Source organism: Cupriavidus plantarum (assembly GCF_905397285.1).
Lineage (GTDB): Bacteria > Pseudomonadota > Gammaproteobacteria > Burkholderiales > Burkholderiaceae > Cupriavidus > Cupriavidus plantarum.
The window spans coordinates 409183-435843 of record NZ_CAJPUX010000001.1 but is presented as its reverse complement, the minus strand read 5'-3'; the positions used below and the strand labels follow the sequence as shown (position 1 = coordinate 435843).

General features: G+C 66.8%; 24 protein-coding genes and 1 tRNA gene. 20 read left to right on the top strand and 5 right to left on the bottom strand.

The window, feature by feature from the left end; all coding sequences use genetic code 11:
* Window positions 1–85: 85 nt before the first annotated feature.
* A complete protein-coding gene (gene recA / locus KHP16_RS02050; RefSeq protein WP_109582025.1) occupies window positions 86–1156 on the bottom strand; it encodes a recombinase RecA in 1071 nt (356 codons plus the stop codon).
* Between the two features lie 254 nt (window positions 1157–1410).
* On the opposite strand from recA, the gene KHP16_RS02045 reads away from it, so the two are divergent.
* The 5 genes from KHP16_RS02045 (at window position 1411) to KHP16_RS02025 (ending at window position 6192) form a co-directional block, all read left to right on the top strand.
* Window positions 1411–2100, top strand: coding sequence for a response regulator (locus KHP16_RS02045; protein ID WP_109582026.1), 690 nt, complete (start codon window positions 1411–1413; stop codon window positions 2098–2100).
* A 36-nt stretch (window positions 2101–2136) separates the two neighbouring features.
* Complete coding sequence (locus KHP16_RS02040; protein WP_109582027.1) at window positions 2137–3732, top strand: sensor histidine kinase; 1596 nt, start codon at window positions 2137–2139, stop codon at window positions 3730–3732.
* A complete protein-coding gene (locus KHP16_RS02035) occupies window positions 3729–4088 on the top strand; it encodes a DUF4212 domain-containing protein (RefSeq protein WP_211959499.1) in 360 nt (119 codons plus the stop codon). The genes KHP16_RS02040 and KHP16_RS02035 overlap by 4 nt, the downstream gene beginning before the upstream one ends.
* A gap of 269 nt (window positions 4089–4357) precedes the next feature.
* A complete protein-coding gene (locus tag KHP16_RS02030) occupies window positions 4358–6055 on the top strand; it encodes an MFS transporter (protein WP_109582028.1) in 1698 nt (565 codons plus the stop codon).
* 60 nt (window positions 6056–6115) lie between these two features.
* Window positions 6116–6192: transfer RNA gene (locus KHP16_RS02025), tRNA-Met, on the top strand.
* A gap of 70 nt (window positions 6193–6262) precedes the next feature.
* On the opposite strand, the gene KHP16_RS02020 is transcribed toward KHP16_RS02025, so the two are convergent.
* Entirely contained in the window at window positions 6263–7138 is an 876-nt protein-coding gene (locus KHP16_RS02020; protein WP_211959498.1) for a LysR family transcriptional regulator, read from the bottom strand.
* 136 nt (window positions 7139–7274) lie between these two features.
* Between KHP16_RS02020 and KHP16_RS02015 the strand changes: the two genes are divergently transcribed.
* Window positions 7275–8273: a quinone oxidoreductase family protein gene (locus tag KHP16_RS02015; protein ID WP_211959497.1), complete on the top strand. Its 999-nt coding sequence runs from the start codon at window positions 7275–7277 to the stop codon at window positions 8271–8273.
* 144 nt (window positions 8274–8417) lie between these two features.
* Window positions 8418–9041, top strand: a complete 624-nt coding sequence (locus KHP16_RS02010) for a response regulator transcription factor (protein ID WP_115953773.1) — start codon at window positions 8418–8420, stop codon at window positions 9039–9041.
* A gap of 21 nt (window positions 9042–9062) precedes the next feature.
* Here KHP16_RS02010 and KHP16_RS02005 read toward each other — a convergent pair whose 3' ends face one another.
* Window positions 9063–10148, bottom strand: a complete 1086-nt coding sequence (locus tag KHP16_RS02005; protein WP_115953774.1) for a CaiB/BaiF CoA transferase family protein — start codon at window positions 10146–10148, stop codon at window positions 9063–9065.
* Between the two features lie 127 nt (window positions 10149–10275).
* Here KHP16_RS02005 and KHP16_RS02000 point away from each other — a divergent pair, with 127 nt between their 5' ends.
* Window positions 10276–10716: a universal stress protein gene (locus KHP16_RS02000; protein WP_109582038.1), complete on the top strand. Its 441-nt coding sequence runs from the start codon at window positions 10276–10278 to the stop codon at window positions 10714–10716.
* A 34-nt stretch (window positions 10717–10750) separates the two neighbouring features.
* Here the strand turns inward: KHP16_RS02000 and KHP16_RS01995 are convergent, their stop codons facing one another.
* Together KHP16_RS01995 and KHP16_RS01990 are read right to left on the bottom strand one after the other, a co-directional pair.
* A complete protein-coding gene (locus KHP16_RS01995) occupies window positions 10751–11797 on the bottom strand; it encodes a serine/threonine protein kinase (RefSeq protein WP_211959496.1) in 1047 nt (348 codons plus the stop codon).
* A gap of 5 nt (window positions 11798–11802) precedes the next feature.
* On the bottom strand, window positions 11803–13479 hold the full coding sequence (locus KHP16_RS01990) for a DEAD/DEAH box helicase (protein WP_211959495.1): 1677 nt from the start codon (window positions 13477–13479) through the stop codon (window positions 11803–11805).
* A gap of 303 nt (window positions 13480–13782) precedes the next feature.
* Between KHP16_RS01990 and KHP16_RS01985 the strand changes: the two genes are divergently transcribed.
* The 12 genes from KHP16_RS01985 to KHP16_RS01930 all read left to right on the top strand — a co-directional run bounded on the left by KHP16_RS01985 (window position 13783) and on the right by KHP16_RS01930 (window position 26639).
* A complete protein-coding gene (locus KHP16_RS01985; RefSeq protein ID WP_211959494.1) occupies window positions 13783–14187 on the top strand; it encodes a hypothetical protein in 405 nt (134 codons plus the stop codon).
* 117 nt (window positions 14188–14304) lie between these two features.
* The gene (miaB, locus tag KHP16_RS01980) at window positions 14305–15657 is read left to right on the top strand and encodes a tRNA (N6-isopentenyl adenosine(37)-C2)-methylthiotransferase MiaB (protein ID WP_115953777.1); all 1353 of its coding nucleotides are present in this window, start codon (window positions 14305–14307) and stop codon (window positions 15655–15657) included.
* Between the two features lie 47 nt (window positions 15658–15704).
* Window positions 15705–16721, top strand: a complete 1017-nt coding sequence (locus KHP16_RS01975) for a PhoH family protein (RefSeq protein WP_109582777.1) — start codon at window positions 15705–15707, stop codon at window positions 16719–16721.
* Window positions 16722–16745: 24 nt separating this feature from the next.
* A complete protein-coding gene (ybeY, locus tag KHP16_RS01970) occupies window positions 16746–17480 on the top strand; it encodes an rRNA maturation RNase YbeY (RefSeq protein ID WP_415831166.1) in 735 nt (244 codons plus the stop codon).
* A gap of 93 nt (window positions 17481–17573) precedes the next feature.
* Window positions 17574–18461 (top strand): HlyC/CorC family transporter, encoded by an 888-nt coding sequence (locus KHP16_RS01965; RefSeq protein ID WP_109582043.1) that lies wholly within the window; start codon window positions 17574–17576, stop codon window positions 18459–18461.
* A gap of 89 nt (window positions 18462–18550) precedes the next feature.
* Window positions 18551–20176, top strand: coding sequence for an apolipoprotein N-acyltransferase (gene lnt, locus KHP16_RS01960; protein WP_211959493.1), 1626 nt, complete (start codon window positions 18551–18553; stop codon window positions 20174–20176).
* 386 nt (window positions 20177–20562) lie between these two features.
* Window positions 20563–21501, top strand: coding sequence for a glycine--tRNA ligase subunit alpha (gene glyQ / locus KHP16_RS01955; RefSeq protein ID WP_109582045.1), 939 nt, complete (start codon window positions 20563–20565; stop codon window positions 21499–21501).
* Complete coding sequence (locus KHP16_RS01950; RefSeq protein ID WP_109582046.1) at window positions 21498–22118, top strand: hypothetical protein; 621 nt, start codon at window positions 21498–21500, stop codon at window positions 22116–22118. The genes glyQ and KHP16_RS01950 overlap by 4 nt, the downstream gene beginning before the upstream one ends.
* Before the next feature lie 36 nt (window positions 22119–22154).
* Window positions 22155–24278, top strand: a complete 2124-nt coding sequence (glyS, locus tag KHP16_RS01945; RefSeq protein WP_211959492.1) for a glycine--tRNA ligase subunit beta — start codon at window positions 22155–22157, stop codon at window positions 24276–24278.
* 38 nt (window positions 24279–24316) lie between these two features.
* A complete protein-coding gene (gene gmhB / locus KHP16_RS01940) occupies window positions 24317–24946 on the top strand; it encodes a D-glycero-beta-D-manno-heptose 1,7-bisphosphate 7-phosphatase (RefSeq protein ID WP_109582048.1) in 630 nt (209 codons plus the stop codon).
* On the top strand, window positions 24943–25713 hold the full coding sequence (locus KHP16_RS01935; protein ID WP_115953781.1) for a lysophospholipid acyltransferase family protein: 771 nt from the start codon (window positions 24943–24945) through the stop codon (window positions 25711–25713). The genes gmhB and KHP16_RS01935 overlap by 4 nt, the downstream gene beginning before the upstream one ends.
* Window positions 25710–26639: a M48 family metallopeptidase gene (locus tag KHP16_RS01930; protein WP_109582050.1), complete on the top strand. Its 930-nt coding sequence runs from the start codon at window positions 25710–25712 to the stop codon at window positions 26637–26639. The genes KHP16_RS01935 and KHP16_RS01930 overlap by 4 nt, the downstream gene beginning before the upstream one ends.
* The last annotated feature ends 22 nt before the right edge of the window (window positions 26640–26661 follow it).

Genomic DNA, 26661 nt, shown 5'->3' with positions numbered 1-26661 from the left:
CCATGGGACAGTCCATTCGGGGAGAGGGCAATCAGGAAGAGGGCAATCAGGGACAGGGCAATCGCGTGCCAGTCGTTGTGACTGATCAGTTGTCCGCGTCAGCCGTCGCGGCGGCCTTGGCGGCGCTGCCGTTGGTCGGGGCCACGCCCAGCGCGGCGCGCACCTTGTTTTCGATTTCCTCGGCGATGTCCGGATTCTCGCGCAGGTATTCACGCGCGTTGTCCTTGCCCTGACCGATCTTCTCGCCGTTGTAGCTGTACCAGGCGCCCGACTTCTCGACGATCTTTGCATCCACGCCGAGGTCGATGATCTCGCCCTGGCGCGAGATGCCCTGACCGTACAGGATGTCGAAGAACGCCTCGCGGAACGGCGGCGATACCTTGTTCTTCACGACCTTGACCTTGGTCTCGTTGCCGATTACGTCATCGCCCTTCTTGATCGAGCCGATACGACGGATATCGAGGCGCACGGAGGCGTAGAACTTGAGCGCGTTACCGCCCGTGGTCGTTTCCGGCGAGCCGAACATCACGCCGATCTTCATCCGGATCTGGTTGATGAAGATCACGAGGCAGTTCGTGCGCTTGATCGTGCCGGTCAGCTTGCGCAGCGCCTGGCTCATCAGGCGAGCCTGCAGGCCCGGCAGCGAGTCGCCCATTTCGCCTTCGATTTCGGCCTTCGGCACCAGTGCCGCCACCGAGTCGATCACGATCATGTCGATGGAGCCCGAGCGCACCAGCGCGTCGGCAATTTCCAGCGCCTGCTCGCCCGTGTCCGGCTGCGAGATCAGCAGGTCGTTGACGTTCACGCCCAGCTTGCTGGCGTAGCTCACGTCGAGCGCGTGTTCCGCGTCGATGAACGCGCAGGTGCCGCCCGTCTTCTGCATTTCAGCCACGGCCTGCAGCGTCAGCGTGGTCTTGCCCGACGATTCCGGACCGTAGATTTCGACCACACGGCCGCGCGGCAGGCCGCCGACGCCCAGGGCGATGTCCAGGCCCAGCGAGCCGGTCGAGACGACCTGGATGTCCTGTTCGACATCGCCATCGCCGAGCCGCATGATCGAGCCCTTGCCGAACTGCTTCTCGATCTGCGACAGCGCGGCGGCAAGCGCCTTCTGCTTCTCCGCGCTCACGCCGGCGCCGGCCTTCTTGTCGTCCATGGTCGTCCTTCAGTCAATGGTGTATAAAATAGGCCGCATGCGGCGCGGCGCTGGCGTTTCGCGGTGAATCCTCCGGTTTCCCCGGCGAATCTCCTGCGAATCCCTGCGTTTCAGGTACCCCCGCCCCTGCGCAGACCCAATTCGGCCATGCGCGCGGAATGTCGGGTACTGTATAAAAAAACAGTATGCTTGGCAAGCCCCACCGGTAACCGCCCCGGCTGGCACCATGCCGGCAACGAGGGTGGAGACAAATCATGCGCATTCTGATCGCAGAAGATGACGACGTGCTGGCAGACGGACTCACCCGTTCGCTGCGCCAATCCGGTTACGCCGTCGATCATGTCAACCATGGCGTGGAGGCCGACTCCGCGCTGTCCACCCAGCATTTCGACTTGCTGATCCTGGATCTGGGCCTGCCCCGCATGTCCGGGCTGGAGGTGCTCAAGCGCCTCCGCGCGCGGGGCGCGATGCTCCCGGTGCTGATTCTGACCGCCGCGGACAGCGTCGATGAACGCGTGAAGGGCCTCGATCACGGCGCCGACGACTATATGGCCAAGCCCTTCGCCCTGTCGGAACTGGAAGCGCGCGTGCGCGCCCTCGTCCGCCGCGGCGCGGGCGGCGGCGCCACGCTCATGCGGCACGGTCCGCTCGCGTTCGATCAGGTCGGCCGCATCGCCTACCTCAACGAGCAGATGCTCGACCTGTCCGCGCGCGAGATCGGCCTGCTCGAGATCCTGCTCACGCGCAGCGGCCGCCTCGTATCGAAGGAGCAGCTCGTCGACCATCTGTGCGAATGGGGCGAGGAAGTCAGCAACAACGCGATCGAGGTCTACGTGCACCGGCTGCGCAAGAAGATCGAGGTGGGCGGCATCCGCATCGCCACGGTGCGCGGCCTCGGCTACTGCCTCGAGAAGTTCCAGCCCGCGATGGCCGCGCACGGCTGATCGCGCGGCACGCCCCTCTCCCGGAGATCCGTCGCGATGAGTCTGTTGTGGTTGCCGTTGCGACGCCTCTCCCGCCAGCCCGCCGCGACGTCGGTACCGCCAGCCGTTGCGGAGAACGCCGACGCTTCCATCACCGACGAAGCGCTTGCCGACGCGCTGCCCCACCTCGAGGAAAGCGCCGCCCATCCTGCGCCCCGCTCGCTGTTCGGTGAGATCCTCGACTGGATGCTCGCGCCGTTGCTGCTGCTCTGGCCGATGAGCATCGCGGTGACGTACCTCGTCGCCAAGTCCATCGCCAACGGTCCGTTCGACCGGTCGCTCGAAGCGAGCGCGATCGTGCTGTCGCAGCAGGTGCGCGAGGTCAATGGGCGCGTGACGCTCCAGCTGCCGCTCTCCGCGCGCGAGATCCTGCGTGCCGACGAATCCGACAACATCTATTACCAGGTGGTGGGCAAGCGCGGCGAATACGTGGCGGGGGACCACGACCTGCCGCTCCCGCCCGAAGACGATCAGGCGCATGCGGGCCTCGTATCGCTGCGCGACGATCATGTCGGCGGCAACGACGTGCGCGTGGCCTACACCTATGTGGAACTGAAGAACGCGAGCGGCACGCAGCCCGTGCTCGTGCAGGTGGCGGAGACGCTCGACAAGCGCGCGCGGCTCGCCAACGAAATCATCAAGGGCGTGATCCTCCCGCAGTTCGTGATCCTGCCGCTCGCGGTTGTGCTCGTGTGGTTCGGCCTCACGCGCGGCCTCGCGCCGCTCACCGCGATCCAGCAGCGCATTCGCGCCCGCAATCCCGGCGACACGAGCCCGATCGACGAGCGCGCGGCGCCGCAGGAAATCACACCGTTGGTCGCCTCCTTCAACGACCTGCTTGCCCGGCTCGATCAATCGGTGCAGACGCAGAAGCGTTTCATCGCCGATGCCGCGCATCAGATGAAGACGCCGCTCGCGGGCCTGCGCATGCAGGCCGAGCTCGCGCAGCGTGAACAGTCGCCCGAGGAACTGCGCCGCTCGCTCGCGCAGATCGCTGGCAGCTCCGAACGTACCGCGCATCTGGTGACGCAGTTGCTGTCGCTCGCGCGCATGGAAAACCTGGCCGGTGTCGGCGGCATGGCGCCGCTCGATCTCGCCTCCCTCGCGCGCGACGTCGTGAAGGACTGGCTGCCGCAGGCGTGGGCGCGGCGGATCGACCTCGGCCTCGAAGCGGACGACCGCCCGGCGATGATCGTCGGCAACCGCCTGATGCTGACGGAGATGCTCAACAACCTGCTCGACAACGCCATCCGCTACACACCGGCCGAGGGGCATGCCACCGTGCGCGTGACCGCCGATGCGTTCGAACCATTCGTGTACCTCGACGTGGAAGACACGGGCCCGGGCATTCCCGCCGGCGAGCGCCAACGCGTGATGGAACGCTTCTATCGCGTGCTGGGCACGAACACCGAAGGCAGCGGACTCGGCCTCGCCATCGTGCGGGAGATCGTGCAGCAGCATGGCGGCGAGGTGTCGATCGGCGACCATGTCTGGCAGACCGATCCGCGCCGCGCGGGCGCGCGCTTCCGTATCACGCTGCGGCGGCCGCCGATGGATGGCGACGACGCGATCGGCGGCGGAGGGGCCGCATGAAACGCGCGTTTCCTCCCGCCACCGCGGCCGAGCACCGCGCGTGGCGCCGCAACCTGCGCTGGATCGCCGGGCTGCTCGTGGTCTGGTTCGTGGTCACGTTCGTCGTCGCCTGGTACGCGCGGGAGCTGCGCTTCGCGTTCTTCGGCTGGCCGTTTTCGTTCTGGGTCGGCGCGCAGGGTGCGCTGATCGTCTACGTGCTGATGGCCGCGCTCTACGCCTGGCGCATGAACCGTGCGGACCGGACCGTGACGGTGGGAAGCACGGCGGTAACGGCGGTCGCGGACAAGGACGCCGACACCCATCCGGTGGCGCCCGAGAACGCCGCCGGCGCGAAATCCGCGCGGAATGCTGCATAGCACGATGCGCATTGCACCATGCGGTATGCGGCAGACGGCGCCGGCAGCCCTGTTTTGTCGCTAAAAACGCCGCACCGCAGCGCGGGTTACATGTGCTGAATCGCTAGCGTATACCCCGACCATTCCGGCCGATCGCTGTCAGAACTCAGTAAGTTTCGCCTCCCACAATCGTTTGCAACTTCGGTGCGGGAGTCCGCACGCGCGCGCATGACGCGCCAGGCGGAGGGGACCGAAGATCCCAACGTAGAGCACGTAGAGGAGACAACAACATGGCAAACGGTCAGAACGTAGCGGTGCCGGGGGGCGGCGCCAGCAGCGCACCGATGACGCGCGAGGAGAAGAAGGTCATTCTGGCCTCTTCGCTCGGCACGGTGTTCGAGTGGTACGACTTTTATCTGTACGGTTCGCTGGCGGCGGTCATCGCCAAGCAGTTCTTCGCGGGGCTCGATCCGACTTCCGCCTTCATCTTTGCACTCCTCGCGTTCGCGGCCGGCTTCATCGTACGGCCGTTCGGCGCGCTGGTCTTCGGCCGCCTCGGCGACATGATCGGCCGCAAGTACACGTTCCTGGTCACCATCCTGATCATGGGCGTGTCGACGTTCATCGTGGGCCTGCTGCCCAGCTACGCGACCATCGGCTGGGCCGCGCCGATCATCCTGATCCTGCTGCGCATGCTGCAGGGCCTGGCGCTCGGCGGCGAATACGGCGGCGCCGCGACGTATGTGGCCGAGCACGCGCCGCACGGCAAGCGCGGTGCGTACACCGCGTGGATTCAGACCACGGCGACGCTAGGCCTGTTCCTGTCGCTGATCGTGATCCTGCTGTGCCGCGAAATCACCGGCGCGAACTTCGAAGTCTGGGGCTGGCGTATCCCGTTCCTGCTCTCGATCCTGCTGCTGGCGATGTCCGTGTACATCCGCCTGTCGATGAGCGAATCGCCGGCATTCCAGCGCATGAAGGCGGAAGGCAAGACCTCCAAGGCCCCGCTGACCGAGTCCTTCGGCCAATGGCGTAACCTGAAGATCGTGATCCTGGCGCTGATCGGCCTGACCGCCGGCCAGGCGGTGGTCTGGTACTCGGGCCAGTTCTACTCGCTGTTCTTCCTCACGCAGGTGCTGAAGGTCGACGCGAAGACCGCCAACCTGCTGATCGCGGGCGCGCTGGTCATCGGCACGCCGTTCTTCATCTTCTTCGGCTCGCTGTCGGACAAGATTGGCCGCAAGTGGATCATCATGGCGGGCTGCGCGCTTGCCGTGCTGACGTACTTCCCGATCTTCAAGGGCCTGACGCACTATGCCAACCCGGCGCTCGAGCGCGCGCAGCAGAGCGCGCAGATCGTCGTGTCGGCCGACCCGAAGACCTGCTCGTTCCAGGGCAGCCCGATCGCCCGCGAAATCGACTTCCGCAGCTCCTGCGACATCGTCAAGCGTACGCTGGCGCAAGCCTCCGCAAGCTATGACGTGGTGCAGGCGCCGGCCGGTACCGTGGCGACGGTGAAGATCGGCGACAAGGAGATCAAGGCATTCGACGCCAGCGTGGTCGGCGGTCACAGCTTCGACGACGCGAGCAAGAAGCAGATCGCCGCGTTCAAGAAGGAAGTCGCCGAATCGATGGCCGCCGCCGGCTATCCGACCAAGGCCGATCCCGCGCAGATGAACACGATCATGGTGCTCGTGCTGCTGGTGATCCTGGTGATCTACGTGACGATGGTTTACGGCCCGATCGCGGCGATGCTGGTCGAAATGTTCCCGACCCGCATCCGCTACACGTCGATGTCGCTGCCCTACCATATCGGTAACGGCTGGTTCGGTGGCCTGCTGCCGACGATCTCGTTCGCGCTGGTAGCCCAGAACGGCAACATCTACTACGGCCTCTGGTACCCGATCATCATCGCCGCGATGACGTTCGTGATCGGCGCGCTGTTCATCCGCGAGACCAAGGACGTGGACATCTACGCCCACGATTGAACGATGTAGCAAAAGGGTGTTGACAGGCCGAAAACCGTAGGTATAATTGCGGTCTTCGTTGGCGAATTAGCTCAGTCGGTTAGAGCGACGGAATCATAATCCGCAGGTCCGGGGTTCGAGTCCCTGATTCGCCACCAGTATTTGGGAAGGGGTTAGCGCAAGCTAACCCCTTTTTCAATTCTCATCCGCGTCTCATCCGCGCACGCCCTATCCTGGGAACTCTCGCGCAAAGATCTCCGCCACGAAGTCCATCACCGCGCGAATCGCCGTCTGCCGCCGCATGTCCGCATGCACGACCAGATAGAAGTCCCGCGTGAATGCCCGCGCGTCGCCCGGCACGGCCACCAAGCCCTCGCCCGCCCTCATGCCCGCCTTGTTGCCTGCCAGATACCGCGGCAGCGCCGCCACGCCCATGCCGCCCCGCGCCGCCGCGAGCTGGCTCATGAGGTCGTTGCTGCGAAAGCCGATACGCCGGCCCGCCGCCATCTCGTAGATCCACTTCTGCTCGGGCGCGTGATCGAACGACGTGTCGTACGCGATGAACTGCCACCGCTCTGGCGGTAGCGCCGTGTAAGCGGGCGCCGCATACAGGCCGTACGAGAGTTGTCCGATGCGGCGCGCCACATAGTCGACTTCGGTTGGCCGGCCGACGCGGATCGCGATGTCGGCCTCCTGCCGATGCAGCGATGCCAACGCCTGCGTGCCATGCAGCGTGAGATCGATCTCCGGATGGCGCGCGCCGAACGCGGAGAGCCGCGGGGCGAGGAAGATGCTCGCGAACGCCGGCGGCGCGCTGACGGTCACGCGCGCGGCGCGCCCATGCCGGCGCGCCAGGACCGCGCGCTCGAGCGCGTGGGCCTGCGCCTGCATGCCATCAGCCACGCTGGCAATGTCGCGGCCCGCCTCGGTCAGGTGCCAGCGGCGCGCGGCGCGACGGACGAGCGCGATGCCAAGCGACTGCTCCAGCGCCGCCACGCGCCGTGCCACCGTCGCGTGCTCCACCGCCATGCGGCGTGCCGCGCCCGACAGCGTGCCCGCTTCCGCCAGCGCGATGAAGTGCCGCATGTCATTCCAGTCGAACATTGGTGCGAATTCTCACAAGCGATGGGAAGCCCGGAGGAGTTCCCGAGCCGGACCCGTGGTGCTATTTTTTCATGACGACTGACATCTTAACGCGCGGCATCCGTTCCTGCAGAGCGCACGCAACCTCTCCTTCGTCATGAAAGCGATCCAGTACCGCACCTTCGGCGGCCCCGACGTGCTCCACTATGTCGAGCTGCCCGACCCCACGCCCGGACCCGATGAAGTGCTCATCGAGACGACAGCGATCGGGGTGAATTTCCCCGACATCCGTGAGCGCCTCGGCGTCTACAACCGCGCCGACACGCGCGTGGGCGGCGTCACGCTGCCGCAGATCGGCGGCCTGCAGGTCGTCGGTCATGTCGTGCAAAGCGGCAGCGCGGCACACGCTTACCTCATCGGCCGCAAGGTGATGGCGCTGATGGCAAAGGGCGCGTATGCGCAGCGCGCGGTCGCGCGCGCCGACATGCTCGTCGAACTCGCTGACGATGCCGATGATGTGGCGATGGCCAGCGTGCCTTGCCAAGGCGTGACCGCGTATCTCGCGCTGTGCGTCTGCACGACGCTGCGCCGTGGCGAGAGCGTGCTCGTTCATGGCGCAGCGGGCGGCGTGGGCAGCCTCGCGGTGCAGATCGCGCGCATGCTCGGGGCCGGCACAATCATCGGCACCGCGAGCAGCGAAGACAAGCGCGCGTTCGCGCGCAGCCTTGGCGCCGATCATGCGATCGGATACGACTATCCGCGCTGGCCGGAGACCGTACTGCATTACACCGAGGGCAAAGGCGTCGACGTGATTCTGGAAACGATCGGCGGCGAGGTCTTCGACCAGAACTTCAGCTGTCTCGGCATGCTGGGGCGATGCATCGTCATCGGCTCCACGCAGGGCCCCGGGGAAGCGCTCCCGCCACGACGGCTGATGGCCAAGGCGCAGACGCTCACGGGTATGTACCTGCCGACGTTCTTCCAGCGTCCCGACATGATCCAGCGCGCGCTGCATTTCCTGCGCGACGGTATCGCACAAGGCATGATCCGCCCGACCGTCGCCGCCACGCTGCCGCTCTCCCGCGCGGCCGACGCGCATGCGATGCTCGAACGGCGCGAGGCGCGCGGCGTGGTCGTGCTCGACCCGCGCGGATGACGGAGGAAGGACGGGACAAGGGGCGTGCGGAAATTTCCGCCTGAATTTTCAGACGTTTCCGCATGCATTCTTGGACGCTTCGTGGATGCAAACGGCACGTGAGCGCCTATCCTGAGCGCACCCCTTTCCACGAGGAGCATATCGATGCCCGTAGCCCTTATCGTTGATGACCATCCCGCTGTCCGTGTCGCCGTTGCCTCGCATCTGTCGGCGCACCTCGGCTATCAGACTCATGAAGCCGCGACCGCCGCGGATGCCATGCAATCGCTGAAGGAGGTTGCGCCCGACGTTGTGATTGTCGACCTCGACCTGCCGTCATTGCCCGGCGAGGTAGTGATCGAAGCGGTCGAGGAGAAGTATCCCGCCGCCCGGCGCGTCGTGCTGTCCGCGGTCAACAGCGCCGCGCAGCGCGCGTTGCATGCGGGCGCGCACGGACACGTTGCCAAGGGCTCCGGCCTCGACCAGCTTGGCCAGGTGCTGCAGGCCGTCATGGCCGGCTATGTCGTCTTCCCCGCCGAGCTGCTAGCGTCGCTGCACCGGATGGCGAGCGGATCCAGCGACCCGATGGCGGGCCTCAGCCGCCGCGAAATGACCGTACTGCGTTTTCTCGCGGCGGGCCATTCCAACAAGGCGATCGCCGACACGCTGCACATCAGCAACAAGACCGTGAGTTCGCACAAGACCAGCATCATGACGAAGCTGGGACTGAAGTCGATGATCGACCTCGCGGAGTTCGCTCGCAAGCACCGGCTGACCGGCACGGAGTGAGCTTATCGCGTTGTCGAAGTTTCAGGAATGGGCGCCGTCCGCCGACGACGCGTGCGCGGGCGTGAAGCGCGGTGCGGGCATCGCCTGCACGACCTCGCGTCCCGCGTGGGCGTACACGCGATAGACGTCGCGCGCGACGTTGTGCGGATGCCGCGCCGCCTCGTCGATCGTCAGCACGGGGGCGAAGCAGGCGTCGGTACCCTCGAATCGCGCGCGCCAATATGCCAGCGGCTGACCGGCGATGGCCGCGGTGAGCCGTGCCTTCAACGCGGGCCACAGCGCGCGATCGTATTGCGCGTCGGGGTCGACATCGTCGAAGCCGAGGCGCGCGAGCAGTTGCCGGTAGAACGGCGGCTCCAGCGCGCCGAATGTCAGTGCGCGTCCGTCGGCGCAGCGATAGACATCGTAGAACGGCGAATCGTGAAACGGACTCGGGTGCGGCCCGTCGACGGTGCCCGCGGCGCGTGTCACGTTGAGCAAGGCGCCCAGCATCGCCGCGATGTCGGTAATCGCCGCATCGACGACGCATCCCTGCCCCGTCGCGCGCGCGTGAAGGATCGCGCTCGTGATGCCGAACGCGAGGCCGAGCGCACCGGTCGCATCGCCCATCACCGTGGGCGGCGTCTTTGGCAACGCGCCATCGCGCGCGGCGGCATGCAGCAGCCCGGACAACGCGAGATAGTTGATGTCGTGGCCCGCCTGCTGCGCGAGCGGACCCGTCTGTCCCCAGCCCGTCATGCGGCCGTACACGAGCCGCGCATTGCGCGCGTGGCAATCCGCGGGGCCGAGGCCCAGGCGCTCCATCACGCCGGGGCGCAGCCCTTCGATCAGCGCATCGGCATCCGCGACGAGATCGAGCGCGGCGGCGCGTCCGGCTTCGCTCTTGAGGTCGAGCGGCATGACATTCTTGTCATGATCGAGCGCAACCTCCGGCGGCATGTCACCATCGAGCAACAGCCGTCGCGCATCGGGCGCCACGGGCCGCGCGACGAGCGTCACGGTGGCGCCGAGTCCGGCCAGCATCGCACCGCACAACGGGCCGGGACCGATGCCCTCGAACTCCACTACGCGCACGCCTTGCAGCGGCAGCAAGCCTTGTCGACGCATATACGTTGTCTCCTCTCGCGGGAACGAACCTTCGATGTGTTTGATCCAAATCGTGACATCGTAATTTAACGACTGTCATGATGCACATGGGCACAGGCCCTATACCTCTAGCTCAAGGAGATCAGTCATGACCCAGATCGTGCTTGCTACCGATGGCTCCCCGTTCAGCGATGAAGCCGCGCGCTTCCTGACCCGCGGCGACCTGCTGCAGCCGGGTTACACCGTGCATGTCCTGCATGTCACGCCCGATGTCACCGGACAGGTGCGCGCCTTCGTCAGCAAGGACGCCGTCGAGGACTGGCATCGCGAAGAGAGCGAGAAGGCGATGAAATCCGTGTGCGACATTCTGGGCGGGGCCAATATCGCATTCGAGCGCCATGCGCTGCACGGCTTTGCGCCGGACAAGATCCTGGCCTATGCGAAATCGGTGAATGCTGGAGCGATCGTGATGGGCACGCATGGACGCGGCACGTTCTTCGATGCGGTGCTCGGCTCGGTGGCCGGCCGCGTGCTGGCGCAGGCCGAGTGCCCGGTGATCATGATCAAGGCGGAGAAAAACCGGAAGTAGCTGGAACTGCGGGAGCCGGTCGCCCGCGGAGGGCTTATCCCCAGAGCGGCGGTTCGTCCATCAGCGCGATCTGCTCGCGCAGTTCGAGGATGCGGTCCTGCCAGTAGCGTGCCGTGCCGAACCACGGGAACGCGGCGGGAAACGCGGGATCGCGCCAGCGGCTCGCGAGCCATGCGCTGTAGTGAATCAGCCGCAGTGTGCGGAGCGCTTCGACGAGCCACAGCTCGCGCGTCTCGAATTCCGCGAAGTCTTCGTAGCCCGCGACGATGTCGGCGAGCTGATCCTGCATCGCGGCGCGGTCGCCCTCGAGCAGCATCCAGATGTCCTGCACCGCGGGACCCATGCGGCTGTCGTCGAAGTCGACGAAATGGGGACCGGGCTCGCCCCTGCCACGCGCGTCGTCGGCATCGATCCACAGCACGTTGCCGCGATGGCAGTCGCCATGGAGGCGCAGCATGCGGACATCGCCCGCGCGCTCGTAGCAGCGGCGTACGCCGTCGAGCGCGAGGTCGACGGCCGCGCGCCACGGCGCGAGCAGATCCGCCGGCACGCAGTCGTGCGCCAGCAGCCAGTCGCGCGGCGCCACACCGAATGTCTCGATATCGATCGCCGGTCGCGCGGCAAACGGCTGCTTCGCGCCCACGGCGTGGATGCGGCCGATGAACCGGCCGAGCCATACGCGCGTCTCCGCGACATCGAGCGCGGGTTCGCGGCCGCCGCAGCGCGGGAACACCGCGAAGCGAAAGCCGTCATGCACGTGGAGGGTCGATACGTTGCCCGCCGCATCGGGCAGCGGAAGCGCGGGCACGGCGGGAATCTCCGCGTCGGCGAGCTCGCGCACGAACGCGTGTTCCTCGCGGATCGCGTCATCGGTCCAGCGGCCCGGCCGATAGAACTTGGCGATGACGGGCGCTGCATCCTCGATGCCGACCTGCCAGACGCGATTTTCGTAGCTGTTGAGCGCGAGCAGACGCCCATCGGAACGCAGTCCCGTGGACTCGAGCGCATCGAGAATCCGCTCGGGCGTCAGGCCGGCATACGGTACGTCGCTGTCGGCGTTCGGCGCGAGCGGAGCGGTCATGGCGTTCAGCCCTTGCGCTGGCCGCCGAGCAACGCGGCCTGCGGTGCCGGACGGCGCTTCTGCTGGGCGTGCGGCTGCGGTTGGCCTTGCGGCGCCGGACGCTGCGAGCCCTGCGGCTGCGCGGAACGTTGCCCGCCCTGCGGCTGCGCGCCACGCGGTTGCGAGCCGTTGCGCTGCCCACCGCCGTTCGAGCCGTTCGAGCCGTGCGCGGCCTTCACACCGTTCGCCCCGTTCGCCCCGTTCGCCCCGTTTGCCGCTCCATTCCGGGCGCCCGGCTGCGCCTCGCCGCGCGGCCTGGCCGGCGCGGCGGGCTTCTGGCCCTGCGGCTGACGCGGCGACGGCGCGGCCTGCGCCGGCGCGCGAGCGGGCTCGCGGCGCTGGCCCTGCGCGCGTTGCGCGCCGCCTCCCTGCGCGCGTTGCGCGCCGCCTTGACCGCCCTTTGCACCCTGCCCCCCCTGACCGCCGGAGCGGCCCTGACCGCTACCGCCACGGCCCTGACGGCTCTTCTGGATCGGCTCCGGCGCGATGGTCGGATCGACCTCGAAGCCCGGCAGCACGGTCTGCTCGATCTGGCGCTTGATCAGCCGCTCGATATCGCGCAGCAGGCCATGCTCGTCTACGCAGACCAGCGAGATCGCCTCACCCTCGGCGCCGGCGCGGCCGGTCCGGCCGATGCGGTGCACGTAGTCCTCAGGCACGTTGGGCAGATCGAAGTTGACCACGTGCGGCAGCTGGTCGATATCGATGCCGCGCGCGGCGATATCGGTCGCGACGAGCAGGCGCAGCGTGCCGGCCTTGAACTCGGACAGCGCGCGCGTGCGCGCCGACTGGCTCTTGTTGCCGTGGATCGCCAGCGCGGACAGGCCGTCCTTGGTTAGCTGTTCGGCCAGACGGTTGGCGCCGTGCTTGGTGCGCGTAAAGACCAGCACCTGATGCCAGTCGTGCTCGCGCACGAGATGCGCCAGCAGCTCGCGCTTGCGGTCCCGATCGACCGGATAGACGCGCTGGTCCACCGTTTCGGCCGTGGTGTTGCGGCGCGCGACCTCGATCGAGGCCGGGTTGTTCAGCAGACGGTCCGCGAGCGAGCGGATGTCGTCGGAGAACGTCGCCGAGAACAGCAGGTTCTGGCGCTTGGCCGGCAGGATGTTGAGGATCTTGCGGATGTCATGGATGAAGCCCATGTCCAGCATCCGGTCCGCCTCGTCGAGCACCAGCAGTTCGACCTGCGACAGGTCGATCGTGCGCTGCGAAACGTGATCGAGCAGACGTCCCGGCGTAGCCACGACGATATCGACACCCCGCTTGAGCGCGTCGATCTGCGGGTTGATGCCGACACCGCCGAACATCACCATCGAGCGAAGGCGCAGGTACTTGCCGTAATTGCGCACGCTCTCCTCGACCTGCGCCGCGAGTTCGCGCGTCGGCGTCAGCACGAGCGCGCGCACGGGGCCACGCTGGCCGCGCGGAGCGGGATTGCGCTCGATCGATTCGTTGAGCAGTTGCAGCATCGGCAGCGTGAAACCCGCGGTCTTGCCGGTACCGGTCTGGGCGCCGGCGAGCAGGTCGCCACCCTTGAGAATCGCAGGGATCGCCTGCGCCTGAATCGGGGTCGGCGTGGTGTAGCCTTGTTCGGCCACGGCACGCACAAGCTTGTCGGACAAGCCTAGTTCGGAAAAAGACATGAAATGACGCTTGAGCCGCTCGCCGCGCAAAGATGCGCCAATCGTGGAGCGGCATGACACAGGATGGCCGGTGACTTGCGCCCCGGGGCGCTTGCCGGCGTGACGGGTCGATTGCAACCGTCGTCGGAACAGGAAAGGCCCGTAGTGTACCAGTCTGTCGCGAACTGCCTCTTCGTTCGCCCGCGGACCGGTCGAGCGGGTAGAATCGCGGGTTCCCCTCGTGTTGTGACCTGTGTTGTGACCATCATGTCGGAGCGTGCAATGCCTGTTGCTTTCCCCCGCCGTTTTGCAGTGACCCGGGCCGTGACCCGATTGAGCCTTTTGCGTCACGTGTGGATGATCCTGCCGCTCGTCGCGGCCCCGGCCGCGATGGCGCAGCAGGCGACGATCGTGTCGGACAGCCCCGCGAACAACAATCCCGTGGGCGTCGGCGCACCGGTCCGGGCGATTCCGGACGATGCCGGGCAGGCGCGGCTCGTCATGGCCTCGCCGAGCGCGTCCGGCCCGCAGACCGCCAGGCTGGGCGACAAAACCGTGAGCATGGCGCCCGGGTTGCGCGTGTTCTCGACGGACATGCAGCTGACGCCCGTGAACGCGCTGGTCGGCCAGAAGCTCGAGGTGCGATACCGGCTCGACGTCTATGGCCAGCTGCTGACCGCGTGGATCATGACCGAGGCCGAATACAAGGCGTGGAAGGCCGCTCACTAAAAGTCGTCGGCGCCCTTCCCGCAAACCCGTAGTACCGTGGTCCCCACCGCGGATGATCGAAGATGTCACCCGTTGCAAAAGCGGATGCCCCCAGGTTAAACCACTGAGACCGGCACCATGAAAAAAGTATTCGTCAAGACGTACGGCTGCCAGATGAACGAGTATGACTCGGACAAGATGGTGGACGTGCTGAACGTCTCGCAGGGCCTCGAGCCCACCGACAACGTCGAGGAAGCCGACGTCATCCTGTTCAACACCTGCTCCGTGCGCGAGAAGGCCCAGGAGAAAGTGTTCTCTGAACTGGGCCGCATGAAAGCGCTCAAGGCCGCCAAGCCCGACCTCGTGATCGGCGTCGGCGGCTGCGTGGCAAGCCAGGAAGGCGCGACCATCGTCAATCGCGCGCCGTACGTGGATGTCGTGTTCGGCCCGCAGACGCTCCATCGCCTGCCCGACCTCATCGCGCGCCGCCGCCAGACCGGCCTGTCGCAGGTCGATATCTCTTTCCCGGAGATCGAGAAATTCGATCACCTGCCGCCCGCGCGCGTGGACGGCCCGAGCGCGTTCGTGTCGATCATGGAAGGCTGCTCGAAGTACTGCAGCTATTGCGTGGTGCCCTACACGCGCGGCGAGGAAGTGTCGCGGCCGTTCGAGGACGTGCTCGCGGAAGTCGCCGGCCTCGCCGAGCAGGGCGTGCGCGAAGTCACGCTGCTGGGCCAGAACGTGAATGCCTATCGCGGCGCGATGGGCGGCACGACGGAGATCGCGGACTTCGCGCTGCTGATCGAGTACGTGGCGGAGATTCCGGGCATCGAGCGCATTCGCTACACGACCAGCCATCCGAAGGAATTCACGTCGCGGCTGATCGAGCTGTACGGCCGCTGCGACAAGCTCGTCAATCATCTGCACCTGCCCGTGCAGCACGCGTCGGACCGCATCCTGATGGCGATGAAGCGCGGCTACAGCGTGCTCGAGTACAAGAGCATCATCCGCAAGCTGCGCGCGCTGCGGCCGGACATGTCGATGTCGTCGGACTTCATCATCGGGTTCCCCGGCGAGACCGATGCCGACTTCGACAAACTGATGGCGATGGTCGAGGACGTGGGCTACGACACGTCGTTCTCGTTCATCTTCAGCCCGCGCCCCGGCACGCCCGCGGCGAATCTGCACGACGACACGCCGCGCGAGGTCAAGCTGCGCCGCCTGCAGACGTTGCAGGCCACCATCGAGGACAACGTGCAGCGCATCAGCCGCAATATGGTCGGCTCGGTGCAGCGCATCCTCGTGGAAGGTCCCGCGCGCAAGGATCCTACCGAACTGCATGGCCGCACCGAGAACAACCGCGTGGTCAATTTCGCGCTGCCAGGCGTGCCGCAGTCGCAGCGCGACCGCATGATCGGGCAGATGGTCGATGTCAGCATCACGGAAGCGTTCCCGCACTCGCTGCGCGGCGAGATCGTCGTGCGGCAGTAGGCCCCTCCTTATCCGACGTCAATGCCCAACGCGCCAACGCGCCCACGATGAAGAAATCCAACGCAGCGAATACCGCAGAGTTCGTCGCCCCCAAGGACGACAACATCCGGCTGCAGAACCTGTGCGGCCCGCTCGACGAAAACCTCCGCCAGATCGAACAGGCGCTCGATGTCACGATCCAGCGCCGCGGCCATCGCATGACCGTGCGCGGCAAGCAGGCGCAGGACGCCGCGCTTGCGCTCGAGCGCTTCTATAACGAGGCGCGCCTCCCGCTGTCGATCGACGACGTGCAGCTGGGCCTCGTCGAGTCCCGCCAGATCGCCGCGCATGGCAGCTATCTGCCCGAGGACGCCGAGGCGGACGTGGAGAGCGGCGCCGCTTTCGACGACGAATCGCCGGTGCTGCATACGCGCCGCGCGGGCCTGCAGGGCCGCACGGCCGCGCAGCGCGAATACCTGCGCCATATCCTCTCCCACGACCTGACGCTGGGCATCGGACCGGCGGGTACGGGCAAGACGTATCTGGCCGTGGCGTGCGCCGTGGATGCGCTGGAGCGCGATGCGGTCAAGCGCATCGTGCTGACGCGCCCGGCCGTCGAAGCCGGCGAGCGTCTCGGTTTTCTCCCGGGCGACCTCGCGCAGAAGGTCGATCCGTACCTGCGTCCGCTCTATGACGCGCTCTACGACCTGCTCGGCTTCGACCGCACGCAGAAGATGTTCGAACGCCAGATGATCGAGATCGCGCCGCTCGCCTACATGCGCGGCCGCACGCTCAATCACGCGTTCATCATCCTCGACGAGGCGCAGAACACCACGCCCGAGCAAATGAAGATGTTCCTGACGCGGATCGGGTTCGGCTCGAAGGCCGTCATCACGGGCGACACCACGCAGATCGATCTGCCGCGCGGCCAGAAGAGCGGCCTCGTGGAAGCGCAGCACGTGCTGCGCGAAGTGCGCGGCGTGTCGTTCACGCGCTTCACGAGCATCGATGTGGTCCGTCACCCGCTCGTGGCGCGGATCGTCGACGCCTACGACGAGTATCACGCGCAGCACAAGGACGCATAAATTCCCCCGAAAGGACGCAGTATCTTGAAGAAGTCATCCCCTATCTCCGTGACGCTGTTCGACGCCGACGGCCGCGCCCGCAAGACCGCCGCGCACGCGCTCCGCGTGCAGCTGGCCGACGGCCGCAGCGTGACAATCGACCTGTCGCAGGCCGCCGACGGCGTCGTCGCGCTGCTTGCCGAGCATACCGACACCGCACAGCAGGCCGGCCTGCTGATCCGTCCGGACAACAACGATGCGCTTTCCGTCGCGGTCACGGCCACGCCGCTGACGACGACGACGGGCACCCCGGCCACGCCGCCCGCGCTGGAGCTCGACCTCCAGTACGGCGAGGGCGTGCGCAAGGGCGACGGCCTGCCGCGGCGCAGGCAGGTGGAGACGTGGGTCAAGTCCGCGCTGTACGCGGACGCCGTGCTGACGGTGCGCTTCGTGGGTGAAGAGGAAGGCCGCACGCTGAACCGCACGTACCGCGGCAAGGACTACGCGACCAATGTGCTGACGTTTGCCTATGCCGAGCACGCGGACGACCCCGTGACGGGCGACATCGTGCTTTGCTGCCCGGTGGTGGAAGCGGAGGCCCGCGAACAGCGCAAGCCGCTACTCGCGCACTACGCGCACCTCATCGTCCACGGCGTGTTGCACGCGCAGGGCTACGAGCATGAGGAAGATGCCGAGGCCGAGGAAATGGAAGCGATCGAGACCGAGACACTGCAGGCGCTGGGCTTCGACGACCCGTACCTGCCCGTACGCGCGCATTAAGCGGCGCTTTATGCACCGCGGCGGGGCGCGGGAGGGGGTCGTAAAGCTTTTAGTGTATGCTTCAGACGATCTCCACCACGCGCTCGCCGCGACATGAACGACCCCTATCCCAGTTCGAAAGCTGCCCATTTCAAGCAGTCGGATCGCCCCAGATCCCTTCTCGAACGCCTTTCGGATTTCATTTCTCCCGAGCCGGACACCCGCGCCGAATTGCTGGAAGTGCTGCAGGACGCGCACGGACGCAATTTGATCGACGCCGATTCGCTCTCGATGATCGAGGGCGTGTTCCAGGTCTCCGAACTCACCGCGCGCGACATCATGGTGCCCCGGGCCCAGATGGACACGGTCAATATCGCCGACGCACCCGAGACCTTCATCCCGTACATGCAGCAGACCGCACACTCGCGGTTTCCGGTCTACGAGGGCAGCCGCGACAACATCATCGGCATCCTCCTGGCCAAGGACCTGCTGCGCTATTACACCGACGACACGTTCGACCTGCGCGAGACGTTGCGTCCGGCCGTGTTCATCCCCGAATCGAAGCGCCTGAACATCCTGCTGCGCGAGTTCCGCATCAACCGCAATCACATCGCGATCGTCGTCGATGAGTATGGCGGCGTAGCGGGCCTCGTCACGATCGAGGACGTGCTGGAGCAGATCGTCGGCGACATCGAGGACGAATTCGACCTCGATGAGGATCAGGACAAGATCCTGCCGACCTCGGACGGCGCATGGCGCGTCCACGGACTGACCGAGATCGGCCAGTTCAACGAGGCCTTCGGCACGGCGTTTTCCGACCACGACGTAGACACTGTGGGCGGGCTGCTGATCAACCATCTGGGGCACGTGCCCCACCGCGGCGAAATCATCACGCTGCCGCCAATCCGCTTCGAGGTCCTGCGCGCCGACGCGCGCCAGGTCCATCTGCTGCAGGTGCGCCGCGAAGCCAACAGCGACGCCCTGGCCGTAGCCGACGCATGAAGCGTTCCGACACCGGCGCGGCGGAAGCTCGCCGCGGCGATGCCAATGCACGTGCCGGGAAATCTCCCGACCCCATCTTGTCTTCACCGATGACCTCTGCTCTAGGCAGCCCGACGGGCGACCTCTCGCGCGCGACCGCGCTCCGCCCGCGACTCCGCCCGCTGCTCGCGGCAATGCTTGGCGTCGCGCACACCCAGGCGTTCGCGCCTCACGACTGGTGGTGGCTGCAGCTGCTTGCGCTCGCCGGGCTCGTCGCGCTCATCGCCGATGCCGGCCGCGCGCGCATGGCAGCGGCCACGGGCTATGCGTTCGGCATGGGCTGGTTCCTGTCGGGCATCTGGTGGCTCTATATCAGCATGCACGTCTACGGCGAGATGCCGGCGTGGATGGCCGCGCCCGCCGTCGTCTTGTTCTCGGCGTATCTGTCGCTGTGGCCGGCATTGGCCGGGGGCGTCTGGTACTGGCTGACGCAGGGCCGCGGACGCGTCGTCGATGCGGTGTCGGGCGTGCGAACGGGTGCACAACAATCGGGTACGCAATCGGGCGTGATCCCGGCGGTGCTGTTCGGCGCCGCATGGGGCCTGTCCGAGTGGCTGCGCGGCGTGGTGTTCACGGGCTTCCCGTGGCTTGGCAGCGGCTATCCGCATACCGAAGGTCCGCTGGCGGGCTACGCTCCGCTGTTCGGCGTGTACGGTATCGCCACGCTCGCCGCGACGCTGGCCGCGCTGGTCGTCGTGGCTGTGCGCGCGGCCGGATTGCGCCGGCGCGCGACCGTCGCCACCGCGCTGGGATGCGCCGCCGCGATTGCGCTGGTTGGCGTGCTGCTGCGCCCCGTGGCATGGACGCAGCCGATCGGCGCACCGATCTCCGTGCGCCTGCTGCAGGGCAACGTGGCGCAGGACATCAAGTTTGAGCCGGCGGGCATCCAGCGCTCGCTGGAACTCTATCGCGACCTGATCACGGCCAAGCCGGCGGACCTCGTGGTCACGCCGGAAACCGGTTTCCCGGTGATCCTGCAGGAATTGCCCGCCGACATCGCGCAGGACGTGCGGCGCTATATGGAGGACACCGGCAGCACGGTGCTGTTTGGGGCAGTGGGTGCTGACTCACCGGTAGATTTCACGAACAGCGCGTTTGCGATCGGCCCCGAGCATCCGACGCTGTACCGCTACAACAAGCACCATCTGGTGCCGTTCGGCGAGTTCATCCCCTTCGGCTTCCACTGGTTCGTGAACATGATGAAGATGCCGCTCGGCGACTTCATGCGCGGCGGGCTGGATCAGGCGGCAGTGCCCGTGCGCGGCATTCGCGTGGCGCCCAATATCTGCTACGAGGATTTGTTCGGCGAGGAGATCGCGCACACGCTGCGCCATCAGCAGGTACCCGCCAACATGATGGCGAACATGACCAACCTCGCCTGGTTCGGCGACACGATCGCGCTCGACCAGCATCTGCAGATCTCGCGGATGCGCGCGCTGGAGATGCGCCGGCCGATGCTGCGGGCGACCAACACGGGGATGACGGCGGTGGTGAAGCCGGACGGCTCCACGGAGCGGTTGCCGACGTTCGAGGTCGGCACGCTGGCGACGACGGTTCAGGGCATGCAGGGGCTGACGCCGTTCATCCGCTGGGGGAACGTGCCGTTCCTGGCGGTGAGCGGGCTGGTGCTGGCCGCGGCGGCGGCGGTGAGGTTACGCGCGCGCCGGCGTGGCTGAGGCTGACGGTATGGCCGGATTAGCGCAGCACCACGGACACCGCGGCGGCGACGGCCATCACGGCGATGGCGACGATGTAAGGCTTGCGAGAAAGTAACGACATGACCGATCCCCTTGTTTGTTGACTGTGACACGCGGTTCTGCGCGACCGCGTAATCTGCACTGTATACAAAATTGGTATCGGCACACATCGTCCTTCTCTGAATATCGCGTCGGTGTTTTCCCGACCCGTTGCCGGAATCTGACATCGGGGCCGCGCGCGAAAACGCCGGCCACCCACGCAAACACCGCCCTCCTTTGGGGGGCGGCGGTCAAAAAACGATAGAATTCGGGGTTTGGCAAATCCGGCTGCCGGGATTGCCGCCGCATTCATTTCCGTCCTTCCTATGCTGACCTTCCAACAAATGATTCTGACCCTGCAGGCCTACTGGGACCGGCAGGGTTGCGCGTTGCTGCAACCGATCGATCTGGAGGTCGGCGCCGGTACGTCGCACGTGCACACGTTCCTGCGCGCGATCGGCCCCGAGCCGTGGCGTGCCGCGTACGTGCAGCCGTCGCGCCGCCCCAAGGACGGCCGCTATGGCGAGAATCCGAACCGCCTGCAGCATTACTACCAATATCAGGTGGTGCTGAAGCCCGCGCCCGAAAACATCCTCGAGCTGTACCTCGGCTCGCTCGAGGCGCTCGGACTGGACCTGAAGCAGAACGACATCCGCTTCGTCGAAGACGATTGGGAAAATCCGACGCTGGGCGCGTGGGGTCTCGGCTGGGAAGTCTGGCTCAACGGCATGGAAGTGACGCAGTTCACGTACTTCCAGCAGGTGGGCGGCATCGACTGCAAACCCATCACGGGCGAGATCACCTACGGTATCGAACGGCTCGCGATGTACCTGCAGAAGGTGGAGAACGTGTACGACCTGGTATGGACCGAGTGGGAAGAGAACGGCGAAACGCGCCGCCTGACCTACGGCGATGTGTACCACCAGAACGAAGTGGAACAGTCCACCTACAACTTCGAGCACAGCAACACGGAAATCCTGTTCCGCCATTTCTCGGAACACGAGGGCGAGGCCAAGCGGCTGATGGGCGAAGTCAAGGAAGGGGAAGCGCCGAGCGGCACGCGCCTGGCGCTGCCCGCCTACGAACAGGTCCTGAAGGCCGCCCACACGTTCAACCTGCTGGATGCGCGCGGCGCGATCTCGGTGACGGAGCGCGCGGCGTATATCGGCCGCATCCGCAACCTCTCGCGACAGGTCGCGCAGGCCTACTACGATTCGCGGGAAGCCCTCGGCTTTCCGATGTGCGGCAACGGGGCACGCGCATGACGCCCCGCGCGCGCGGGGCGCTGGTCCTGGCGGCGACGCTGGCGACGGCCGGCGCCGCCGTGGGCACGCCGGGCAGCGCCCTCGCGGCACGCACGAGCACGCCCACGCCGCAGGCGCTGTACCTGCCGGAAAACCTCGCCAACGTCTGCGAGGCCGACCAGCAGCAACTGCAACAGGCGATCTCGCGCCACTGGCGCCCGGGCCTCAATGCCGTGGACCAGTGGACGCAGCTCGTGCGGTCGTTCTCGTGCGACCTGTCCGGTTCGCGCGACCTCGGCTGGCACCGCGTGCCGCTGCGCGCGTACGAAAGCGCGATCCGCTACCCGCTCACGTGGGTAGAGTGGGAGGACCGCAACGGCCGCGCGCGCCGCACGGTGAAGATGTACCGCTCGGCCGCGCAGCTGCCGCAGAAGATCGATTTCTGGATCGGCGGCCGCATCGACGAAATCCGCTACGACCGCAAGCAGCAGCGCATCGATGCACGTTTTCCCGCCGCGGGCAGCCGCGGCGCATCCGGCGTGGCCGCGCAGTGCGCGTACACCACGCTGCAGTTCCGGCAACAGAACGGCCTGTGGCTGCTGTCCGGCGTAGAACCCAATCCCGCACCGCGCTGCTGAGCGCGGCGCCTGCCTCATACCCGTTGGATACGATTCATGTCGCAACTGATGACCGATTCGCTGCTGATCGAACTGTTCACCGAAGAGCTGCCGCCGAAGGCGCTGGCGCGCCTCGGTGACGCGTTTGCGCAAGGCCTGTTCGCCGGCCTGCGCGAGCGTGACCTGCTCGAGCCCGGCGCCGCCGTCACGCCGTTCGCCACGCCGCGCCGCCTGGCCGCGCTGGTTACGGGTGTGCGCAGCGCCGCGCCGGACCGCGAGCAGCGCGAGAAGGTGCTGCCGCTGACCGTGGCGCTGGACGCCAATGGCGCGCCGACCGCCCCGCTCGCCAAGAAGCTCGCCGCGCTGGCCAAGTCCATCGGCGTCGAGTCCATCGACTGGCAGACGCTGGAGCGCGCCTCGGACGGCAAGGCCGACGCGTTCTTCCACCGCTACACCGCGCGCGGCGCCACGCTGGCCGGCGGCCTGCAGGCCGCGCTCGACGAGACGCTGGGCAAGCTGCCGATTCCGAAGGTCATGAGCTACCAGCGCCCGGACGGCACCACCGTGAATTTCGTGCGTCCCGCGCATAGCCTCATCGCACTGTTCGGCGCGGAGATCGTGCCCGTGTCGGTGCTCGGCCTCGATGCCAGCAACCTCACGCAGGGCCACCGCTTCCTGTCGCACGGCGTCATCGAGATTCCGCACGCGAACGAATACGCCTCGCTGCTCGAGTCGAAGGGCCGCGTGGTCGCCAGCTATGCCGATCGCCGCGAACGCATCCGCTCGTCGCTGCTGGCGGAAGCCGGCGCGGATCAGGTCATCATGCCCGACGCGCTGCTCGACGAAGTGAACTCGCTCGTCGAATGGCCCGTGGTCTACGCCTGCCACTTCGAGGAAACGTTCCTCTCGGTGCCGCAGGAGTGCCTGATCCTGACGATGCAGACCAACCAGAAGTACTTCGCGCTGACCGATGCCAGCGGGCACCTGCGCAACCGCTTTCTGATCGTCTCGAACCTCGCCACGGACACGCCGCAGTCGATCATCAGCGGCAACGAGCGCGTGGTGCGTCCGCGTCTGGCGGACGCCAAGTTCTTCTTCGACCAGGATCGCAAGAAGACGCTGGCCTCGCGCGTGCCGCAGCTCGCGAACGTGGTGTACCACAACAAGATCGGCTCACAGCTGGACCGCGTCCAGCGCCTGCAGCGCATCGCCGGCCATATCGCCGAGACGATGAACGGCACGGGCGCCCCGGTAGACCAGGCCGCCGCCATGCGCGGCGCCGAGCTCGCCAAGGCCGACCTGCTGACCGACATGGTCGGCGAGTTCCCCGAACTGCAGGGCACGATGGGCACGTACTACGCGCGCCACGACCACGAGGATCACGACGTGGCGCTGGCCTGCTCGGAACACTACCGTCCGCGCTTCGCCGGCGACGCGCTGCCGGAAGGCAACGTGAGCACGGCCGTGGCGCTGGCCGACAAGCTCGAGACGCTAGTCGGCATCTGGGGTATCGGCCTGCAGCCCACGGGCGAGAAGGACCCGTTCGCGCTGCGCCGCCATGCGTTGGGCATCCTGCGCATGCTGATCGAGAAGCCGCTGGCCGTGAAGCTCGACACGCTGCTGGCGCTGACCGAACAGTCGTTTACCGGCATTCCCGCGGTGAAGCCGGCGCGCGAGGCGATCCTCGACTTCCTGTACGACCGCGTGCGCGGCTACCTGAAGGACAAGGGCTATACGACGAACGAAGTGGAAGCCGTGGTCAGCCTGCGTCCGCACGCGCTGCATGACATCATGGGCCGCATGGAGGCCGTGCGCACGTTCGCGGCACTGCCTGAGGCGGAGGCCCTCGCAGCGGCCAACAAGCGCATCACCAACATTCTGCGCAAGACCGACGAGGCCATCGGCAACGTCGATCCAGCGCTGTTCCAGGAAGATGCCGAGCGCGCGCTGCACGCCGCCATCGAGCGCGTGCGTCCGGGCGTGGAGGCGGCCTTTGCCGGCGGCGACTTCACAGCCGCGCTGCGCGACCTCGCGCAGCTGCGCGAGGCGGTGGACCAGTTCTTCAACGACGTGATGGTCATGGCCGACGATGCGCGCCTGCGCGCGAACCGGCTTGCGCTGCTGGCGTCCCTGCACACGCTCGCCAACCGCGTGGCCGACATCTCGAAGCTGGCGGCCTGAGCCATACTGCAACCCGCGACAACGCAAGAACCCGCACCATGCCACAGACACCGCCCCGCTTCGTCATCCTCGATCGCGATGGCGTCGTCAATCTCGACAGCGATCAGTTCATCAAGACACCCGACGAATGGGTGCCGATTCCGGGCAGCCTCGAGGCGATCGCCGCGCTGAACCAGGCCGGCTTTCGCGTCGTGATCGCGAGCAACCAGTCGGGCATCGGCCGCGGCCTGTTCGAGATGAGCGCGCTCAACGCGATGCACGAGAAAATGTACAAGGCGCTGGCCAACCTCGGCGGCCGTGTGGAGGCGGTGTTCTTCTGCCCCCATACCGCCGCGGACGGCTGCGACTGCCGCAAGCCGAAGTCCGGCATGTTCGAGCAGATCGGCGAGCGCTTCGGCATCGAGCTGCGTGCGGTGCCCGTGGTCGGCGATTCGCTGCGCGACCTCGAGGCCGGCGTGGCCGTCGGCTGCGTGCCGCACCTCGTGCTGACCGGCAAGGGCCAGAAGACCCAGGACAAGGGTGGCCTGCCCGCCGGCACGCGTATCCACGACGACCTGGCCGCCTTCGCGCGGTGGCTGGTCACCGGCGACGGCGCGGCACCCGCGCACAAGTCTCCGGCCCCCTCACACGAGCCTCCCAACGAGGCTCCCCGCGCGCAACCCCGATGATCTTCATTCGTTCCCTGCTGTTCGCCATCTATCTGGTGGTCCTGACGCCGCCGTACGCGTGCGCCTGTTTCATCGTCTTTCCGTTCATGAACGCCGCCAACCGGTTCCGCTTCGTGCGCGGCTGGACGCGGCTCGTGATCTGGGCCGCCCGCGGCATCTGCGGCATCCGGTATCGCATCGAGGGCATGGACGGCATGCGCCAGATGCTCGACAAACCCGTCGTGCTGCTGTCCAAGCACCAGTCCGCCTGGGAAACCGTCGCCTATGTGGCGCTGATGCCCAAGCCGCTGTGCTTCGTGTTCAAGCGCGAGCTCCTCTTCGTGCCGTTCTTCGGCTGGGCACTGGGCATGCTGAAGATGGTCCATATCAACCGCAAGGACGGCTCGCGCGCGTTCGCGCAGGCGGCCAACCAAGGCCGCGAGCGGCTGGCCGAAGGGGCGTGGATCATCATGTTCCCCGAAGGCACGCGCACGCCGTCCGGCATGGCCAAGCCGCGCTACAAGAGCGGCGGCGCGCGCCTCGCGGCCGAGACCGGCGCGTGGATCCTGCCGATGGCGGTCAACTCCGGCCGCGTGTGGCCGCGTAACTCGTTCCTCAAGTATCCGGGCACAGTGACGATCTCGATCGGCCCCGCGATCAGCTCGGCCAATCGCACCGCCGACCAGCTCAACACCGAGGTGGAGGCGTGGATCGAGGCCGAGATGCGGCGCATCGACGCGGACAGCTACCGCGGCGAGCGCGGCGCGCAGGACAAGGCCCCCGCATGAAGCTGCTGCGGCCCGCCCCCGACACCTCCGACGCGCAGCTCGAGCTGTCGTTCGGGAATACCGGCCCGGGCATGGATGCCCCGCACGCGGGCGCCCTCGGGGTCGCCCCCGGGGCCAACGACAAGGGCGACGCGCGCGACCCCGCGCAGCCGGCCGACACCGCGCCGCTCGTCGCGGAGCCGCCCGCGTGGCCGCCCCTGCAGCCGAACTCGCGCGTGCTCCATATCGGCGAGCGCGCGCTGCATTACACGCTCAAGCGCTCGTCGCGGCGGACCATCGGCTTCACGATCGACGATCGCGGCCTGTCCATCACGGCCCCGCGCTGGGTGACGCTCGTCGACGTCGAGTCGGCCATTCTCGAAAAGCAGCGCTGGATTTTCACCAAGCTGGGCGAATGGCGGCACCGCGAGGCGCGGCGCGTGTTGCCGACCGTGCAGTGGCGCGATGGCGCGACCTTGCCGTTCCTCGGCAAGCCCATCACGCTGCAGCTCGATTCTCCGTTCGGCGCGCTGCAGTTCGACGCCGCCACGCGCGTGCTGCACCTCGCATTACCGGCGCGTGCCGACGAGCAGCAGATCAGAGATCGCGTGCAGGGCTGGCTCCAGCATCAGGCGCGTCGCCTGCTGGCCGAGCGGCTCGAGATCTATGCGGAAAAACTTGGCGTGCGTCATACTGGCTTTGCACTGACGTCAGCAGCCACGCGCTGGGGCAGCTGCACCGCGGACGGCAAGATCCGCCTGAACTGGCGTCTCATGCATTTTCCGTTGTCGATGATCGACTACGTGGCCGCGCACGAACTGGCGCATCTCAAGGAGATGAACCACGGCCCGCGCTTCTGGGAAACGGTCGAATCGATCTTCCCGGAATTCCGCGACGCCCGTGCCCAGCTGCGCGCGCATCCGCCCGAGTTGTTACCGACGTTCTAGACAAGACAACCACAGAAGGATC

Coding starts and splice junctions, on each gene's coding strand:
- recA (WP_109582025.1), bottom strand. CDS start 1,156: ATGGACGACAAGAAGGCCGGCGCCGGCGTGAGCGCGGAGAAGCAGAAG.
- KHP16_RS02045 (WP_109582026.1), top strand. CDS start 1,411: ATGCGCATTCTGATCGCAGAAGATGACGACGTGCTGGCAGACGGACTC.
- KHP16_RS02040 (WP_109582027.1), top strand. CDS start 2,137: ATGAGTCTGTTGTGGTTGCCGTTGCGACGCCTCTCCCGCCAGCCCGCC.
- KHP16_RS02035 (WP_211959499.1), top strand. CDS start 3,729: ATGAAACGCGCGTTTCCTCCCGCCACCGCGGCCGAGCACCGCGCGTGG.
- KHP16_RS02030 (WP_109582028.1), top strand. CDS start 4,358: ATGGCAAACGGTCAGAACGTAGCGGTGCCGGGGGGCGGCGCCAGCAGC.
- KHP16_RS02020 (WP_211959498.1), bottom strand. CDS start 7,138: ATGTTCGACTGGAATGACATGCGGCACTTCATCGCGCTGGCGGAAGCG.
- KHP16_RS02015 (WP_211959497.1), top strand. CDS start 7,275: ATGAAAGCGATCCAGTACCGCACCTTCGGCGGCCCCGACGTGCTCCAC.
- KHP16_RS02010 (WP_115953773.1), top strand. CDS start 8,418: ATGCCCGTAGCCCTTATCGTTGATGACCATCCCGCTGTCCGTGTCGCC.
- KHP16_RS02005 (WP_115953774.1), bottom strand. CDS start 10,148: ATGCGTCGACAAGGCTTGCTGCCGCTGCAAGGCGTGCGCGTAGTGGAG.
- KHP16_RS02000 (WP_109582038.1), top strand. CDS start 10,276: ATGACCCAGATCGTGCTTGCTACCGATGGCTCCCCGTTCAGCGATGAA.
- KHP16_RS01995 (WP_211959496.1), bottom strand. CDS start 11,797: ATGACCGCTCCGCTCGCGCCGAACGCCGACAGCGACGTACCGTATGCC.
- KHP16_RS01990 (WP_211959495.1), bottom strand. CDS start 13,479: ATGTCTTTTTCCGAACTAGGCTTGTCCGACAAGCTTGTGCGTGCCGTG.
- miaB (WP_115953777.1), top strand. CDS start 14,305: ATGAAAAAAGTATTCGTCAAGACGTACGGCTGCCAGATGAACGAGTAT.
- KHP16_RS01975 (WP_109582777.1), top strand. CDS start 15,705: ATGAAGAAATCCAACGCAGCGAATACCGCAGAGTTCGTCGCCCCCAAG.
- KHP16_RS01965 (WP_109582043.1), top strand. CDS start 17,574: ATGAACGACCCCTATCCCAGTTCGAAAGCTGCCCATTTCAAGCAGTCG.
- lnt (WP_211959493.1), top strand. CDS start 18,551: ATGACCTCTGCTCTAGGCAGCCCGACGGGCGACCTCTCGCGCGCGACC.
- glyQ (WP_109582045.1), top strand. CDS start 20,563: ATGCTGACCTTCCAACAAATGATTCTGACCCTGCAGGCCTACTGGGAC.
- KHP16_RS01950 (WP_109582046.1), top strand. CDS start 21,498: ATGACGCCCCGCGCGCGCGGGGCGCTGGTCCTGGCGGCGACGCTGGCG.
- glyS (WP_211959492.1), top strand. CDS start 22,155: ATGTCGCAACTGATGACCGATTCGCTGCTGATCGAACTGTTCACCGAA.
- gmhB (WP_109582048.1), top strand. CDS start 24,317: ATGCCACAGACACCGCCCCGCTTCGTCATCCTCGATCGCGATGGCGTC.
- KHP16_RS01935 (WP_115953781.1), top strand. CDS start 24,943: ATGATCTTCATTCGTTCCCTGCTGTTCGCCATCTATCTGGTGGTCCTG.
- KHP16_RS01930 (WP_109582050.1), top strand. CDS start 25,710: ATGAAGCTGCTGCGGCCCGCCCCCGACACCTCCGACGCGCAGCTCGAG.